Genomic DNA, 17,879 nt, shown 5'->3' on the forward strand with positions numbered 1-17,879 from the left:
CGCTAAGGACGTGGGTTCCACCTCTGGCGTATCGATTTGGGGCATCAAGACGCTAGCTGCAACAGATCGAGGCTGGCGGGACGGCTAAGGGTTTCAAAACATACAGCCATACTGATTATCAGAAAGATAAGCCTCTATCATGAATAGTAAATCGTCATGTTGAAAATAAATTATACATTTTACGCCAAAAATGAGGCTACCGGCAGAGAAAAGTTTATTGATAATCGAAGCTATTTTTTCAGTTGGTTCAATGTATAGCAAATAATGTTGTTTGCGAGCGGCTTGCCATTATGGGTCAATAAATGATTCATCCTCAGCTCATAAATGCGTCCGGGTTTCAGCGATCCCAGGGTCAGTGAGACTTTCTTTTTGTCTGGCGAAATTTTCACCTTGGCGACAGGTATGGATTGAACATCAAACTGATCGGACCCATACTTGTTGTGGTATTCATAATAGTAATGTCTCAACCGGTAGTTTTCCATTTTCGAAAGGCTTGCTTCGTCCATGGGCTGGGTAAAAGTTATGTCAAACCCATCCTTTGTAAGGCTCATCATCTGAACATCAGCGGGCTGCTTTCCAGTAAATGTGATCTTTTGGATCCCTGTTGCACCGGCCCAGGCATGTTCTGCCTGGCCTACCCAAAGGCTTCCGTCAGGTGCAAATGCCAGTCTGTTATTGCCTTTCCTAAGGCCACTCGAATCAATAAAAGGAATGCATGCTCCCTGTAATTCTCCGTTCACTTCTTCAAGCATTACCCGCAAAATTCTGCTTCGATTCATTTCGCCTACAAACAGCTGGCCCTGGAATGGGCCAAACTTACCATTTGTAATATCAAATTGCGGCTGGGTGATCGAGTTGGCCATGATGTTATGGGGGAAAAGTACGCTGGCTTTTGTCCGGATCGAATCCAATGCCGGCAACGGAAGGGAAAAAGGATCGCCCCTATTCCAGCCCTTAGTCCATACCAAGCTTGCGGGATGCCCGTAAAAGTGGTCCTTTTTTATATGGTACAGCGGCGATGTCCCTACCCAATCTCCTTGGTTATCAGTTGAAAAAAGATTCTCCTTCCCATCAAAGGCCATTCCATTGGGTGAACGTAAACCACTTGCGTAAGGAAGCAGTTGCCCCTCTGGGGTAAGCTTCATGATCCAGCCACGATATGGGACCGGCGAAAACATCTGTCCGGCGCGATTAATACCCAGCGTATCTACGGCGCCCCTGGCCTCCTTCATTACCCATCCCCTTTGCGACGCTGTATTGAAAGCGAGCACCAAATTGCCCTCTGCATCTTTCAGCGGACCGTAATTGTATTCATGATAGTTACCCGAAATCCCGAACCCATCCGAAACCGTTTCGTAAAGATCAGCCTGCCCATCCCCATTTGTATCTTTTATCCGGGTTAACTCCGGCCGGTGCATCACAAGGAATTCGGATTGACTTACTACCAAAATTCCCAGCGGCTCCTGCAATCCCTCTGCAAACAGTTTCCATTTCTTGGTTTGCGGAGTGTATATCATCACTTCTCCTCTCAGAAAGCAGGCCACCAGCCGCCCGTCGGGCAAAAATGCAATGGCACCGGTTTCAGCGGCCAGGCCAGGGGGTGTAGGGATGTTTTCCAGACGGTAGGATGCCTCCGACGCATCCTTTTTTGTCATGACCACGGTGAACTTCCGTTCCCGATCCAGGGATAATTTCACTCTATCTTTCAAGACTTTTCCGTCGCTTGTGGTAAAGACCACGTCGCCATGAGAACCAAAATCAAACCAAATGTCTTTGCTGCTGTCAGGAAAGCGGAAAGTCCTGATGATCCCTTCTCCGCTTTCAGTTGGATGCAGGGTCTCAAAAACCGCTGTCCCGTCCAGGAAATAGTGAAATTCCGGGTAGCGGTTGATCAGCCTATACCCTTTGAACTTGGACACAGGAATTCGATCCGGGCCACCTATATGAAGGGAAGATTTGGTCGTATTCCGGTAAAATATGTCGCCCAGAATTTTAACATAAGCATCTTTATGGCCTTTCCAGAAATCCGAATAGTCCAGAAAGTCGCCCTGCCAGGCGAACCTCAGCTGGCAATTGCCTGCATCCCAGCAGTAGGAAAGGCCTTTTGCCAAATGCACGGCGATCGCGGCGGGCCCTGCTCCTTCAATAAATACACGGCTTACAGATGGAATGGTCTCATTGAATGGATGCTCCGGGCCTTTTGTATGAAGGAATTCCTGTCCTGAACCCTCCGCATCCTTCTTATCAGGAATCATGTTGGCAGCCACGGATATTTCCTGATCTATAACCTGCATTTCTCCGAACATCATATAACCATGTCCGGGATAAGTACATACATAGGGATAAACTCCGGGTTCTTTCGGTGCAACAAAACTCAGGACTCTTGTATCCTCGGGTGAAAGTATCGGTATCGACCAAAGCACTTTGGGCGATAATGGAATAAAATTCATTTTCATTCCATTATCGCCCAGATTGAGTGCAGCAGCCACTACTTCTTCCCGTGCACCAGGTCTGGTGATCACCAGATTATGGCTCATGTCATCCGAATTGACAAAAGTGATCCTAACCTTGGAGCCGGGTCGTACGCTAAACTTTTTAACGTCAAATTGCAGCCCTTCCATGGCTTTAATCACCACTTCCGTCGTTTCGACCCCTCCATATGATATCTTACTAAAAAACGGGGCTACAAAAAACAATAAAATATAACAGAATTTATAACGCATTAGCTTAATAGAATTAAACAGTGATTTAAGAACTACACAGTTGAATACATTTTTAACTACATACGGCATTTGCCGACTTCTCCTTGATTTAGGCTACTCAACCTGGTTATGTAGGGAAACAGACGGGGAATTGTGTATCTGTCATATCGTCAAGCAAGCGTTCCGGCATTGTGGAAGTCTTTTGAGCAACCATTTTCACAATCTACTTCTGGGACAAAGTCATGCCCTCCCTCCCATAGGTCTGAATGTTATAGTAGATCCGCTTCTGTCAACTATTTTACCAATTAAAAACCTACCGTCTTTTGTAGTTCTCCGCAGGTATTCATGAAAAGTTCTCTTCCCCTTTCCCTTTTGCAAAATCGCAGATATAGCCCTTATTCGTTCTGTTTTTTCCGCCGAGATTACCATTTGCTTTGCGGCCACAAGTCATCTACCTGCTTGTTATTTGCAGACCCTCAATTAAGCCCTGGCAGCATTTGCCAACTTAAGCCTTTCCTATTTATCCCTTTTCCTCATTCAATGGAATTTAAACAATTGACGCTCCCAGACCGTCAACCAACCAATAAAGTAATAGCATAAGATTGCAGATCTTTGTTATAGTCCAATTTTTAGGTACAGTCCAATCATCTTGGCTGCTATTTCTTCTCCCTTGAATTGTTGAAGTGACCGTACTGCCTCTTGTTTGATAAGATCGGAAGTTTGGCTGGCTTCAACCTACTTAAATAGTACGTGAATGCATTTTTGTATAGACAATTCTCATCCGGCATTTGAGCTGGAGTTATCCGATACAACGTCTACCCCATCGAACTCGCCGAATGTTTTAGCAATCCTGTGATAACCCCAATATCTCACAAATCCGTTGGCCTTCTCTTCTTTAAGACCAGACAACCGGAAATCAAAATAATGGTAAAAGGACATCTATTATCTTGAAGCCAGGAATATTCATATTAGATAATAGATTTAAAATTGAGGTATGCCCTTGCAATAATCCCTTATTTGAGCATCTTCTGATAATGGCCAGGTGTTTCAAAAATACCTCCGCTCTTGTCGTAAAAATTCGAATCGAGATCGAAGGCCCCATTTTTAACACTTGCCCAGGATGACTGCCGATAGGAAGTATAAGTGAGCATCTTCTGCCAGTTCAAATAATTGAGGTCCCCATTGGTTTCCATAATTCCCATATCAAGTTCTGGGAACGGAGCGATACGGGCTGCCAGGTTTTTATGCCAGTTGACCAGGATTGGATTGACCGTCAGATCTGCACAAAGACATGGAATGCCTCGGTCATGGGCCAGTTTAGCCATTTTCATCGATAAGCTCAGTGTTTTGGCTATTCCTTTCAGAGCCAGTGCACTATATCCTTGTTGCAGGCGCCTCAACGCTCCGGCCTCGTCGTGCGCGCTTTCATCTGCGGCAATCCTTATTCCGATATCGGCTACATTTTCTTCATTCACTTCCTGCAGCGGTTCCTCCACAAACAATATCTGCCCGGCCGCTCCGATCTTCCTCGCATGATCCAGCAACCTGATGAACGTGGCCTTTTTTTCATAGCGCGCATTGGCATCGAGCGAGTAAAACAGCTTTCCCGTTTTGGTTTGCGAGGTGCGGGCGTTCTTAATGGCTTCGTGCACTTCGGTCAGGCGGGCCATATCTTTCTGAAGCATTTCTTCCTGGGTTCCTGGCTGGCCTATTTTTATTTTTATCACAAAATAACCCTGCTGAACAGCTTTTTTGAGCTCAGCAATCGGCAGATTGTAAGAAGCCAGATAAATGATGGCGATCTTTTTATTGTGGTATGACAATGCCTTCTTGTAAGGCTCAGGGACCATCGCGTCAAAATTCGTGACGTTATTTTCAGCTGCGTAGAGTAGCCAAGCTGCATTGTCGGCACTTATGAGTGCATTCAAGGCAAATATTTTGCTAAGCTCGCGCTTGCCGGTCAGTTTCTGGCCCTCAATGTAAACTTCTGGCAAGATCTTTTCAATAAGATCCACGGGATCCCGGAAAGGTGTACTTTTGACGATCTGCAGAGCCTTTTCGGTGAGCGCATACATTAATGCGTTCCCGCCGGCTTCGGAGTATGCGGCGAATACATCTGCATCGGCATATAACACATTCTGTGTACAGATTCCGATCTCGCTTTTGCCCGATTCGGATTCCAGACGCGAAGCCGATTGCCACATTTCGGTCATATAACCTCCTTTGAAACCAAATGGCCGGATCAGCGGCTCCCTTTCGAAGTTGGAACAGGTTTTTACGACTTTTATAAGCTTTTGTCGGGGTGGTTCCTCATCTACTGAATATCTGTCCCCAATGAGGCCCAGACCGGTTATTGCCCCTGAATTGCGAATGAACTCTCTTCTTGAAAGGTTATTTTGAAACATTGACTCTATGGCTTTCATCCAGCGGAGTAGTTTTCTTTGATCAGTTTCTTTAAGGTTTGTAAATCACGCGTCATTGCGACTAAAACCTCTTTTGGGGCAATGGAGAGTTGTTTGGCCCCTTTATCGGCACCTCCGAGTGGATATTCCAAGTGAAGTGAAAATGGGCCGGAAATGCCGTGTTTTCTCAGAAGATTCAAATAGGTTTTGAAATCCACCATACCTTCTCCGAGCGGCACAATCGCAATCTGCCATTTACCATTATTCTTTTCCCAAATAAAATCTTTGATATCCATGCAGCGGATGTGTTTTTGCAATATATCCAGCCCATTCACCCAGGACATCCCGCCTTCGGCTGTTGCATGCTTGATATCATACTGGCAGCCCATCCACTGTGGATCCAAATCTTTGAGCAGTTCCCAAAGGTCCCACACGGCCGCACCCACGTTTGTTCCTGCATGGTTTTGATAGGCCCCATGTATATTATATTTCTGGTTCAGTTCGGCCAGCTTCCGGATTTTGACTTTATGGATATCCAGGTTTTTTGCCACACTGATTTTGGGGTCGTATTTCAGGTAGCCCATACGGTAATATCCGATCCCCAGCTGCCCGGCAGTTTTAAGCAGACTTTCGGTGTCGGGGTGTTCAGGGTCGACGATATCGGTGACCATCATCGGGACCTGCAGGCCCGCGTTTTTGAGCAACTCCACCGTTTTAGGCAGTTCGGTTGTCACCTGGGCGGGCTCAACATGGCCGCCTTTCCGCACCGTAAGGTCCACACCCTGAAAACCCAGATCTCTCACGGTAACGGCCAACTCCGGTATCGACAGCCATTGCAGGTGTTTGGAAAAAATACAGATCATTGGTTCGGGATTGGGTGCGTGACCTGCACTAAGGGCATTGGTCAGGCCGGTTAATGGCAGCCCTGACACTGCAACCATGTTCCCGACGAACTGGCGTCGGGACACGCTGTTAAAATTGTTGTCTGTAGCCTTACTCATCTGAAAGATCTTAATAGAATGGATTTTGTAAAAGCAGGATATTCCTAACCATTTCCGTGCGCGTAATTGAAAAAAATAGGTCTTATCCAGCCAGGATCTTTTTCAACTTCCTTTGAAGTTATAGTTGATACCTTTGCAGTGACATGGATTGACGGATGCATTTTGTAAAGAATACTGACACCCAAAGCAGGCGAATATGCTTTGGTGCTGTTGTCGAGCACCTAGCGTCCTACATGCGGCGATCTTCAAAAGCAAGTTCCACTCTTTGCCCGAGCATCATCTCCTACTGATCGAAAACGGGGACGACAGCGCCCGACCGGCTTATATCCGATGGTAAACTCAAGCCAGCCAGCGCGGGCGCCGTCGACCAGATCTATAGTCTTGCACGGAACTAACTACCAAATTCACGAAAAACAAGGTAAGAACTTGAGCGTCTATTTGACAAAATCTTCACGCATTGGGGCGAAGATATCGATAAGCACACCGGCCTGCTTGCAAACAGCACCATGTACCACATTCGAGGGGACGTAAAAGCCGTCTCCTTTGCCGAGCGTTTGTGTCTTGCCACCAATCGTAACTTCAAAAACCCCGCTTTCAACATAGCTCATTTGCGTGTGAAAGTGCTTGTGCGGTTTGCCGACCCCTCCTTTCTCGAAAATAACCTTGACCATCATCATGGTTGAATCATAAGACATGATTTTCCTTTTTGTGACGTCGTCAATAGCTTGCCAGGGAATTTGGGAATCAATGATGAATTGTTTGCCTTTTACAGTTGAAACGACCGACTGGGTTTGCGCATACAATTGATGCAGTGAAAAAAAAATCATTGCAAACGCTAGCTTGACGATTGAGGATTTCATAGAACTTTATTTTTGATGATTTTACCTGAAATAAAAAGCATGGGCTACAACTGCGCGAGCCATAATTTTCCTTAAAAATACCCCCCCTTTTCTGTGATATCCTGAATAGACTGCCCTTCTTTCACCCAGCCAAAAATCACCTTTTCGTTTTCGATAATTTCTTCCGCCCGCAGAAGAACGTCATAAGCCACGGCCCTTGGCACAATCAGTACACCATCAATGTCTCCCAGAACGATATCTCCCGGTTTGACGGTCGCATCCCCGATCTGAACCGTCACCTGGTAGTGCGTGATCAGGCAGCGGCCCAGACTTCCGTTGGAAATCCGGTATTTATAAAACACCGGAAAATCCGCTTCCAGAATCTGGTGCGTGTCCCGGATGCCGCCGTCGATGCAAGCCGCTTTTACTTTTTTACCCTTCGCTGTCGCAGTCATTACACCGCCCCACAATGTAGCCTTCTCATCACTGGTCGTGTCCCAGATCACAAAAGAATCTTCGTGCATTTCGTCCAGCATTTGCACCCGGAACTCCATTTCTCCCCTGATCATGGCATTCGGCGCACTTTTGACCGTAAAGGCAAACCCGGCCACGGTGCGGTATTCCCTGAGCGGCACAATATGCCCGGGAAGCGCCTGATTCAGCAGGCAAAATTCCCGCATCACGTCGTTTACGGCCCCGGTGTACAGTTTCTCGAAACGCTCAAGTAATTCTTTATCGGGGATCGGAAAAGGCTCCGTTGAACGGCCTTCCCTGAATTCGATCAGGTTCTCAAGGTTCATCATCCCTACTTCTTTTTTATACTGGTCTACACTCATGGTTTTCGATTTTAAGCGTTGAATTTTTTATTTTAATTGGTGTTTTGGTTCTAGTTTTTGGGTGTATCCAGCGTTGAAGTTGCGAGCGGAGAGTTCCAGGATTTTACAGTCAGCGTTGGTTGTCCGGCTGCTTCCGGTTCCCGCCAGAGTACATCCAGCACGATCTGTCTCGTCTCTCCTGCCGCCAGCCAGAAGTAATTATCATCCGCGACAATCGCCCTTTTCACTCCCGAAATATCCATTTTTGTCATAAATGCGGGCGAAGCTCCGGTGTTTTTGACGGTCACCTTAATCCGGCTGCGGTCTTTGCCGATCTTCTCCTGGCTGTTCACGACGATGGTCAGCGTCGTTTGCGGCGATTTCGCCATCGCAGGTTTGAGCCAGGGGCCTTTGTCTAGCGCAATCCAGGGAATCGGTGTTGAAGTATATTCCTTAAAAAAGGCCTCGTCACGCATTTTGGAAAGTACTCTTGGAAAATAAACGGAGCGGGAGATCGGCTTACCAGCCGGATCCTTCAACTCTGCGAGCACCAGTAAAAAACGGTCGTTGTACTCAGCAGGAATTGTGAATTTGCCCGTGGCGCTGCTAGTTACCGAAGTTCCGCCCTGGATCTGTAAGGTTTTTTCATTTTTCCAAAGGATTTTAAATCCATCATCCATTACACTGACAAACAATTTCACGCCATTGATCGCCCCTGGCGATGCATGCGTAACTTTGACTGGCAGATCCATTTGCTCCCCCGATTTCCACAATAACCGTGGAATATCTACGGCAACATGCGTCGGCTCATAAGTTCGTTTCAGGAAATAATAAGGAGCCCCTGCGTTACCGAACCAGTCGATCAGCTGGATCGCGATCACGGGCCAGTGCCGTTTGAAAACCCAGGGCATCAAACCCGTAGTCACCGGATAGTTTCCCTGCACCTTCTCCGAAAATACTTGGTAAAATTCCCCTGCGCCTACTTGCGATGCCTCCGAGATTTCATCGATGGTTGGATCTGCAACATCAATGATATGAGAGGCGCGGCTCAGCATACGCGGTACACGGCCAGGGCCATACTCCGTAAAATGATGGATAAATTCCGGATGGTCTTTTTCAAAAGTTTTCTCCCACATTTTGCCCAATCCTACAAACTCCTTATTGTCCACCGTTTCATAAAAAACGCTTGCTTCGGGGAGTGAATGCATGCCGGTTTCGGAAATCCACGGAGCTTTTGCATAGCTGCGATTGTACCAGACCGGGTCCATATCCGGGTAAACGTGTATGGCGCCGTGGTCGGGCGTGGTCCGTTTGAATGGTCTTGCGGGATCGAAAATTTTCAAATTGCGTTCCAGGATACCAATGGAAGTGGCATTGCCGGACGAATACGCGTTGAACTCATTGCCACCGCACCAGACCGCCAGGGAAGGGTGGTTTCTCAGCCTTATTATATTCTGAACTACCTGCGCCTCCCACACATCCTGCGGATAATCGGGCGTATCCTGGTTTCCGATCGGAAAATCCTGCCAGACCATAATCCCCAGCTCGTCGCAGATATCATAGAAATGTTTTGTTTCCAGCAGGCCTCCGCCCCATATCCTGATCAGCTGAACACCCATTCTTTTGGCGGCTTCCAAAGTCCACTGGTATCGTTCGTAGGGCAGATCCAGCAAAATATCCTGGGGCGTGAAATTCATGCCTTTTACAAAAACCTTTTTGCCATTGATCACAAACTGCCAGTTGTCCCACCTGTCGCGGGTACGGGGCCCGGCAGTCGGCAGGAATGCGATGGTACGGATGCCGTGTTTAAAACTGATGTTATCCAAAACCTTATTATCCTGCATCAATGTGATCCTGACATCATACATATCCGCTTTACCGAGGCCGGTGGGGTTCCAAAGCTTTGGGTTGGCGATAGTAATATCCTTTTCCAGCCAGTTCCTTCCTTTGGTGAGCTCCATTTTCCAGCTTTGTTTACTTACCGGTTTACCGTCAGACAAAAGCTCCAACTGTACCGCGTAATTTCCGTTTTGCGCCTCGAATTTTTGCCCGAAATTGTCAGGGTGGTCTAGCTGGGTGTTGTTCCAGGGGTGCAGCTTCAAATTGGTAGAAGCTTCACTGGCAAGAAGTTCGAGCGACAAATGGAGCTCAGCCTGCTTATCTGAAGATTTTACGGTAGTCAGAAATGGACGTTCCAGGTGTACTTTCGGAACAATCTCCAGCCTCACTCCCTGCCACATTCCTACGCTGAAAAAGGCTTCCCCACCCGATCCGCCTGAAATTACCCACGGTTTAATGATCTTACCACTTACCCTGGGATTGTAACCCTTGCGTTTGGAATAATCAAATTCCCCGGAAGCGAACCGCGGCAGATCTTCCAGTTTAGTCACTTTGTTTTCCCAGTTCCCGGCCCGTACTTCAACCACAATTTCATTCTCTGCTTTCAGAAAGCGGCTGATCTCTATCGTCGGCCCTCCGAACATCCCTTCATGAACACCCACGAGCGAATCGTTCACCCATACTTTTGAAAAATAATCGACTCCCTCGAAACAGAGAAATACGTAGCTATCCGCGTCCTTTTCGGGCATTTTGAACGAACGGCGGTAGTACCATACTTTCTCGTCGAGCCACCAGTACTTTTCTGAATTTTTATTGTAATAGGGATGAGGCAACTTCCCCGCCTTGAAGTACGACCAGTGAACCGAATTGGGAATGCTGGTTTTGAAAACGTCCTTCAATCCGGATAATTCGGAACTCTTTTTGATTGGCTTATCCGCATGGCCAAGCGTCCAGCCTTCGCCGGATAATTCCACGTGCTGCGCGCCGCTCCGTTCTGTGACCCGATACGGTTGCCATAGATTTTTCTCTACCGGCTGGCTTCTTACCGCCGCCGTTATTGAAAGTAATGATATAATGAGGTATGTGAATATTTTCATGCCTTATGATTATAAATGGTTCATTTCCCTCCACTGTCCTGGTTAGTAGTATCATTGTGGGGTCTGGGCTTTCCATAACCGCGCATTAGCAAAAGACCGCCGTCCACGGTAATAGATTCGCCGGTGAGATAACTCCCTGAAACCAGCAGATTGACCAGCACAGCAGCTACCTCATCGGCCAGCCCGAACCGGCCCATAGCAATGCCTTCATTGATTTCCCTGAATGCAGCCGGATCTTCCCGGGCTTCCCGGGTCATATCGGTTTCGATGGCCCCAGCTGCAATGGTATTTATTTTGATATTATGCGGCGCAAGTTCCAGTGCAACACCTTTCATCAGTGTTTCGAGGGCACTTTTGGAGGCTCCATAGGCGCTCTGCCCAATTCCCGGACGAATTCCGTTCACGGAGGTAATCGTGTAAATTGCCCCCTCTACCCTATTTTGCACCATACTCCGGGCGATCGCCTGGGTAAGAAAAAACGTCCCTCGGAAATTGGTAGTCATAAAAAGATCGACGTCTTCTTCGGTCGTATCCAGAAAGAGCTTTTTGTAGGACAAACCCGCGTTATTGACCAGAAAATCAACTCCGGACATCTTTTCCCAGGCCTCTTCTGCAAGCTTTTTTACTTGTTCCAGATCCGCAATATCCGCCTGAAAAATATGGGCTGTACCATTGCGCGACCGTACCAGTGCGGCAAGTTCTCCTGCCTCTTCCCTGATATTCTGGTAATGAATACCGACCTCGCATCCCTCATCTGCAAGTTGCAGCACCACTGCCCGCCCTATTCCCCGGTTCGCGCCTGTTACCAATGCCTTTTTACCTGCCAATCTATTCATATACTGTTGATTATGACCATGATGTTAAATACCTCCTACTTTTGGATACCAGTCTGGCCGGTAGGGGTCCTGGTGGAAACGGGCATAGTAGTCTCCTTTTTCCTCATAATATTTTTCGTAAAATTTCATCTTGTCCTCATCCAGACTCACACCCAGCCCCGGCCCCGTCGGTACCTTGATGTTTCCGTTTTCATACTCCATTTTGCCTCCCTGAATGATGTCGTCGGTCAGATAGTGGTAGTGGGCGTCGCCTGCGAAAGTCATGGTTGGGATTGTTGCCGCGGTATGGATCATCGCCGCAAGCTCGATCCCGAATTCCGCCCCGCTATGCATGGCAATGCCCATATTGAAAGTATTGCAGACTGCTACAAGGTCTTTCACGCCGCGTGGCCCTTCCCAATAGTGGATATCAGTAAGCACAATGTCCACCGCGCCCAGCCGGATCGCGGGCGCCAGGTCATCGAAACGTGCGGGGTACATATTGGTAGCGATCGGAATGCGGACCTGCTGGCGAACGGAGGCATTTCCCTGCAAACCCCAGGACGGATCTTCAAAATACTCGATGTTCAAATCTTCCATCCGCTTTCCCATCTGCACGGCAGTCGGTACGGACCATACACCGTTGGGATCAATGCGAAGACCAAAATCATCGCCCAGCTTCTGACGGCACAGTTCCAGCACCCGCACTTCCTCCTGCGGTGACATTACGCCCGCTTTGAGTTTCATGGCATTCACGCCCAGGGTTTCGTGCAGCTCCACACAGTAATCGGCCAGATCTTCGGCTGTTTCGTCATGTTTGCCATCGCCGGAGCGGTCGTAGCGCCAGAACAAATAGGCAATAAAAGGTACTTCGTCACGAACGCGGCCACCGAGCAGATCGCTCATCGGCCTGTTCAAAACCTTTCCCTGAATGTCCAGGCACGCCATTTCAAGGGCTGCATACAGCCGGGCATTGGACATGTAATAAATACTGCGCAGCACTTTCAGCTTCATGATTTCGAGCTGAAAAGGGTCCAGTCCGATGATTCTCGGTTTGAGTTTTTGCAATGCGCCACGCTGGTCACCGCCGCCTACTTCACCCAGGCCGACAATGCCTTCATCGGTTACTACTTCGAGAATCGTCCGTAAAAAATAGCCGGGATGCACACCGGTGTTATGTCTTAACTGGGCATTCAGGGGAATGGCGACGCAACGCGTCCTGAGGTCAACAATTTTCATATTCAGATATCTATGGACAGGATGTTTTTCTGGTCTTTTTTAACGGAAAATTTCTTTTCGACAATTTGTTTTCCAACCGTGATTTTTACGGAATAATCGCCGTAAAACCCACGGAAAATAACAGGATTATTGCTTTCAACATTCTGACTGACAGATGTTTTCCACTCTTTATTAATCAAATCATTTAAAGCATAATAGGAAGGTTTCGCGCTCATGTCTTCATTCAGAAATCCGCCGCGCCATTTATCCTCCCCGGCTACGGCCGTTCCGTCTGATACGTTCCACCAGATGATGGCTTCAACAGCCTGATGACTGAACCAGGCGCGGTAAAAATTACGTGTCATTTTCGCCTGGTTTTGCAGTCCGGTTTCGTTGTAAGGCAAAGTTGGGATCGTGATTTCCGAGATGTGAACAGGTACATTGTATTTTCCGTACAGGTCGAGTACATCAAAAACTGTCTTCGGCGTGATGCTTTTGCCAGCTACCACATCGTGATGGAGCGTCTCGCTGAAAAAGTGGAACTGCAGACCTATCCCGTCAATTTTAGCCCCTTTCAGTTGCATGTTTTCAATCAGCACATTGTACGGGCTGTATTCTCGGTGATAGTTCGACCAGATGCTCGTGGTTTCATTGATAAAACCGCGGGTCGTTTTCGGGAAACTATTGGAAAATTGCTGAAACGCTTTAAACCCATAATTGTCAGGCATTTGAATAGCATTACTATGATAAGAAAGCAGCTCGTTGACCACATCCCAGGTTTTAACCCGCTCACCGTACCGTTCGCCCAATTGCTTGATGCGATCATTGATTTTTTGCTGGATCACGGCAGTATCGCGTGGCAGCCAGTCGGGAGTGGAATGTTTTACATTGTCCCAAACCAGCGTGTGCCCTTTGGGCGTAATGCCGTTTTGCTCGCAAAATTCAAGTACAGGGTCAGGCGGCGGACGGCGGTAAATTTCCTTGCTCGACGCTTCATATCTGAGATTGCCCGGTTCGGGTTCCAGTGTTTTCCAATAAAAAGGTACGCAGGCGGTGTTGAAAAGGCTCTTGAAAACTTCCTCGTAACGCTTGTTCTGCTCAGGCTTCTGATAGCCGTTCAGCATAAAAATATTGGAACCGAACTGGAATTCATGCGTCAGTTGGGTGATCTCAATTTTCGTGTTTTTGGGCAGTTTCCCTTTTTTTGAAACAACCGTAATACTGGCGTCGCCTTTGCGGTTGGTTTCAATTCCCTGCTGGATACGCTGCTCTACAGCCGGGTCCGACCATAAGGAATCATACCGGTTCTGGGCCGACACCCATGTGGTAATGAGGCTTAACGTAAGAAAAACGAAGATTTTTTTCATTGAAATTCAATTTTATCCTTTTTAAAAAATACAAGTGCGGCGACCACAATGAGCGCGCCGCCGATTACATATGCGATCGAAAGCAGGGACAGCCCCAGGGAAAGTCCGAGCGTAGGTTTAAGTATGCCAAGCATATAAGGTGAAAATGCCCCCGCCAGAAAAGCGCACATCAGCATCAGGCCCGATGCCGAGGAACGGGTATGAACAGAAACCACTTCATACAATGAAGCGAAAATATTGGAGTCGTAGGCTCCGCGGAATACACCGAAAAGAAATAGCGCGGCATAAGTGACAAACTGCGTTTCTGCGGCGGCCATCCAGAAAATAAACGGGGAAGCAATTAAAAGCGCAATGCCTTGCAGCAGTAATCTCGCCTTTCTGTCCTTCAAAGAAAGCCTATCGGCAAGCCTACCGCCGACCAGCACACCGATCACCGCCCCGGCATGGTGGTAAAAAAGGGAGCTGAAACCTGCCTCAGCGAGTGAAAGATTGAATTTGGAAGCAATAAATGACGGCATCCAGGTAAGGTACCCGACGTTCACGAAAACCATGCACGCGAACCCGGCCGTGAGCAGGATCGCCGTAGGCTTTTTGAAAATAACAGCGGCCGTTTTCAGGATTTCAGGTTTTTCCAGACCCGCCGCCGGTATGTCATTTTTCAGCCGCATAAAAACGAGTATCCCCACCAGGACCCCAAAAGCACCGAACACGAAGAAGGCCTTTTGCCAGCCATAGGTTTCACCAATGTATCCTGCAATGAGCCCGCTGAGAATGATACCAATGTACACCGCGGACTGGTGCAGCGACAAGGCAAACGACCGGGTTTCTTTGTGGTGCTGGCTGATCAGCGCATTAGCCGAAGGCGCATAAAATGCCTCTCCGCCACCCGTCGCGATGCCGCGAAGAAGCACAAACTGAATGAGCGTGGTACAAAATCCGGTCGATAAAGTGGCGATACTCCAGAAGATCAGACTGATACCGATGATCTTTTTTCTTGAAAAGCGGTCGCCAAAAAAGCCCGCTACCGGCACCAGCAGCCCGTACGTCCACACCAGCGCTGATGCGATCAGCCCCAGTTCGGCATCGTTGAGGCCCAGGTCCTCGCGTATCAGCGGAAGCACCACACTGAAAATCTGGCGGTCGGCCTGGTTGAGAAAAAAGGCCAGCCATAGCAAGGCGAGTAATTCCCACTTATAACCTTTTTCAGGTTGCAACGTGTTGGGTTCTATTTCTACAGACATTCCCATTTTTTTAGATGGCACATTTTCGATCATACCGAGTATAGATTATTGATTTCCAATTCGTCCAGAGCGCGGTCAAACACAGCCAGGGCACCGATATTCCCTTTAAAAAAATTCCCCATTTCACCCATTCTGTGTACGGCCCCGACTGTAAAATCGGCCCCGTTTTCACCACCATCAAATATCCCTTTTGTGTATGGATAAGGATTGCGGCCTTCGCGCAGATCCAGTTCCCTATTGAGATACGACTTCACGAGCTGACCATCGTAGGTAAAACCGACCCATGACCATTCGTTTCTGAACACCGGAGTTTTTCCGATGGAAGCATCCATGCACCACTTCTCTCCTTCCGTTGGCCCGCCCACGCCGGATATATGGCCGCATACCTGGTTGGCGCTGTCGTGTATCCAGAGATTCAGGAAAAGGCAGTATTGTCTCTTTTTTTCGGATTCAAGCCACATGCCGACAACGGCTTCGCATTCGTCAGGCATCAGTATTTTGGGTTCCCTTTTCACTAATGCCAAAACGGTTACCTGGGCGTTTTTACCGTAAATATTCAATCCGGGACAATCTGATCTGGGTATATAGCAATATTGCTGCTCTGCCAACCTGATCGAATGACCGGAAAGCGGCCCGGTCTTCTCTACATCAATGGTGCCCGGCCCGGCGGGCAGAAGCTGGTAATTATATCTGCCTTTCGAGTACAGACTACCGTCTTCAAAATCCCAGAGACACACCAGATTTTCGGTTTTTAGAATTTTATCAGTCACCTGGGTTACGATTTTGTGATCAATAATTTTGATTCAATTTTTAATGTTTATTCTAAATCTGCCCGAAGGCCGAAATCCGGCAACATGATTTTGCGGTCATTTTTCAAAACCGTTTCCTGATCATCCAGGGATCGTAAAAAGTAACTTTGCTTTGAACGGAGTTTCTACTGAAAGCCCCCGGGAAATTTGCTGGGACAGTTACCGTATTATTTAAACCCGTCACCATTTTGGCTCAGGGAGAAAATCTCTTCTCTATAGTCGCCGGCTTCATTCTTCCAGGTTACCCGGTATTTACCTTTAAATCCCCGAAAACTGATTTTATTGTTTTTGTCTGTTTGGGTTGAAAGCGATGTGACCCATTCTTTGTTGATCAGCTCTTGCAGCGCGAAGAACGATGGCTTGGGTTCCATGTTCCTGCTGAACAGGCCCGATGTCGTAGGTTCTCCCGGAGCTCCGCAGTCGTCTACAATATTCCACCAGGTAATTCCCATCATACTTTCAACGCTGAACCACAGCCGGTATAAATTGTAAGCGATCACAGCCTGGATATTCCTGCCCTTATCATCGTCGCCTGGAGCCGTAATGGTTATTTCGCTCAAATGAATCGGCAGTTTGGCCTGGCTCATGATCTTCATTTTGTTCCAGACGATCTTAGGCGTTTCTATCTCCTTTCCAGCTGCTACATCCAAGCATTGCTGCGGTTTAAAAAGGTGCATCTGAGATCCCATAATATCGATCCGGCGGCCCTTTGCCAGCAGGTCTTTTACCTGGTCGGCATAGTTCTGATTATTGGCGTAGTCATTGATATTCAGTGAAACATTTTTAGGAAAAACCTCATTGGCTTTCAGAAATGTTCGGTTGGTATAATCGCCGGGTAGCAGATTCCCATATTTACTGTTGGTGACGGCATCACCCGTAACAGCATTTCCATGAAAATCAACAGCGCTTTCATTGACGACGTCCCAGCCTGGTACTTTATCCCCGTAATAGGTTGCCAGTTCCTCCACTCTTTTATCAAATGCCCTGCCCACAGCCAAAACATATTCGGGGGCCAGCGCCGCTATTTCCTTGGCTGTAAGTTTGCCCAGCTCCTCCTTTGTGAATTTGGCCAGCTTTTCCTTTTCTATTTCTGGGCAAAACTGCTCATACAGCCATTCGGGATGCTGCCATTTTTGCATACCCCAGGCGATGGTATGCCCATATGGGCGAATGCCTCTGCTAATACAAAACTCAACAATCGGATCCGGAGCAGGGCGACGCCAATGCGGCTGTTCCTTAGGCTTTTTGACCGAGTTCCAAAATTGCTCGGTATCCCAATACTCCTGCTTAAACCTGGGACGGCCCGGTTCCATTTCGAATTTTTTCCAGTAAAATGGAATCGTAGCTGAATTGAAAAGTGTTCCAAACAGTTCCTTGTAACGTCTGTTTCGCTCTTCAGTCCCCAACTGGTCGTAATTAAATATATTGGCGCCGAAGATAAAATCATGCGATATCTGTTCAATCCTGACCTTCGTTCCAGGTGCAACGTCGGTAAAATTCAGTGATGCATCCGATTTTCGATACAGATCAATATCCTTGTCAATTTTACTTTGCACGTCGGCATTCCACCGTTGCCAATAGCCCTCGGTCATGACCTTTTTGGCCGAAGCATAATTCCAGGATGCGTTCTCCGGCTCCCTTTGTGAGACGACCGGCCTCGCTGCTGCCAGCACACCAATGACTAATACAAATAGTTTTACTCTTTTCATTTTGGGTAAATGGCTGGTTTCAGGT

The 17,879-nt window shown here is 47.7% G+C and carries 12 protein-coding genes; all 12 read right to left on the minus strand.

What is annotated here, in order from left to right; translation table 11 throughout:
* Window positions 1–230 precede the first annotated feature (230 nt).
* The 12 genes from BP71_RS08085 to BP71_RS08140 all read right to left on the minus strand — a co-directional run bounded on the left by BP71_RS08085 (window position 231) and on the right by BP71_RS08140 (window position 17,854).
* Entirely contained in the window at window positions 231–2,792 is a 2,562-nt protein-coding gene (locus BP71_RS08085) for a plastocyanin/azurin family copper-binding protein (RefSeq protein ID WP_496378058.1), read from the minus strand.
* A 923-nt stretch (window positions 2,793–3,715) separates the two neighbouring features.
* A complete protein-coding gene (locus BP71_RS08090) occupies window positions 3,716–5,125 on the minus strand; it encodes an enolase C-terminal domain-like protein (protein ID WP_496378059.1) in 1,410 nt (469 codons plus the stop codon).
* Complete coding sequence (locus BP71_RS08095; RefSeq protein WP_496378060.1) at window positions 5,122–6,105, minus strand: sugar phosphate isomerase/epimerase family protein; 984 nt, start codon at window positions 6,103–6,105, stop codon at window positions 5,122–5,124. Before BP71_RS08095 ends, BP71_RS08090 begins: the two co-directional genes overlap by 4 nt.
* 434 nt (window positions 6,106–6,539) lie before the next feature.
* Window positions 6,540–6,965 carry a cupin domain-containing protein gene (locus BP71_RS08100; protein WP_496378061.1) on the minus strand — a complete coding sequence of 142 codons (426 nt, stop codon included), beginning with the start codon at window positions 6,963–6,965 and terminating at the stop codon, window positions 6,540–6,542.
* Window positions 6,966–7,036: 71 nt separating this feature from the next.
* The gene (locus BP71_RS08105) at window positions 7,037–7,780 is read right to left on the minus strand and encodes an RraA family protein (RefSeq protein WP_496378062.1); all 744 of its coding nucleotides are present in this window, start codon (window positions 7,778–7,780) and stop codon (window positions 7,037–7,039) included.
* Window positions 7,781–7,830: 50 nt separating this feature from the next.
* Window positions 7,831–10,695 (minus strand): glycoside hydrolase family 2 protein, encoded by a 2,865-nt coding sequence (locus BP71_RS08110; RefSeq protein ID WP_496378063.1) that lies wholly within the window; start codon window positions 10,693–10,695, stop codon window positions 7,831–7,833.
* A 20-nt stretch (window positions 10,696–10,715) separates the two neighbouring features.
* A complete protein-coding gene (locus BP71_RS08115) occupies window positions 10,716–11,531 on the minus strand; it encodes an SDR family NAD(P)-dependent oxidoreductase (protein WP_496378064.1) in 816 nt (271 codons plus the stop codon).
* Window positions 11,532–11,555: 24 nt separating this feature from the next.
* A complete protein-coding gene (locus tag BP71_RS08120) occupies window positions 11,556–12,749 on the minus strand; it encodes an enolase C-terminal domain-like protein (RefSeq protein WP_496378065.1) in 1,194 nt (397 codons plus the stop codon).
* A gap of 2 nt (window positions 12,750–12,751) precedes the next feature.
* Entirely contained in the window at window positions 12,752–14,095 is a 1,344-nt protein-coding gene (locus tag BP71_RS08125) for an endo-1,4-beta-xylanase (protein ID WP_496378066.1), read from the minus strand.
* The gene (locus tag BP71_RS08130) at window positions 14,092–15,336 is read right to left on the minus strand and encodes an MFS transporter (protein WP_496378067.1); all 1,245 of its coding nucleotides are present in this window, start codon (window positions 15,334–15,336) and stop codon (window positions 14,092–14,094) included. Before BP71_RS08130 ends, BP71_RS08125 begins: the two co-directional genes overlap by 4 nt.
* Before the next feature lie 29 nt (window positions 15,337–15,365).
* Window positions 15,366–16,106 carry a LamG-like jellyroll fold domain-containing protein gene (locus BP71_RS08135; RefSeq protein ID WP_496378068.1) on the minus strand — a complete coding sequence of 247 codons (741 nt, stop codon included), beginning with the start codon at window positions 16,104–16,106 and terminating at the stop codon, window positions 15,366–15,368.
* Between the two features lie 206 nt (window positions 16,107–16,312).
* Window positions 16,313–17,854: an endo-1,4-beta-xylanase gene (locus BP71_RS08140; RefSeq protein WP_496378069.1), complete on the minus strand. Its 1,542-nt coding sequence runs from the start codon at window positions 17,852–17,854 to the stop codon at window positions 16,313–16,315.
* Window positions 17,855–17,879: the final 25 nt, after the last annotated feature.

It is taken from the genome of Dyadobacter ginsengisoli DSM 21015, assembly GCF_059568735.1.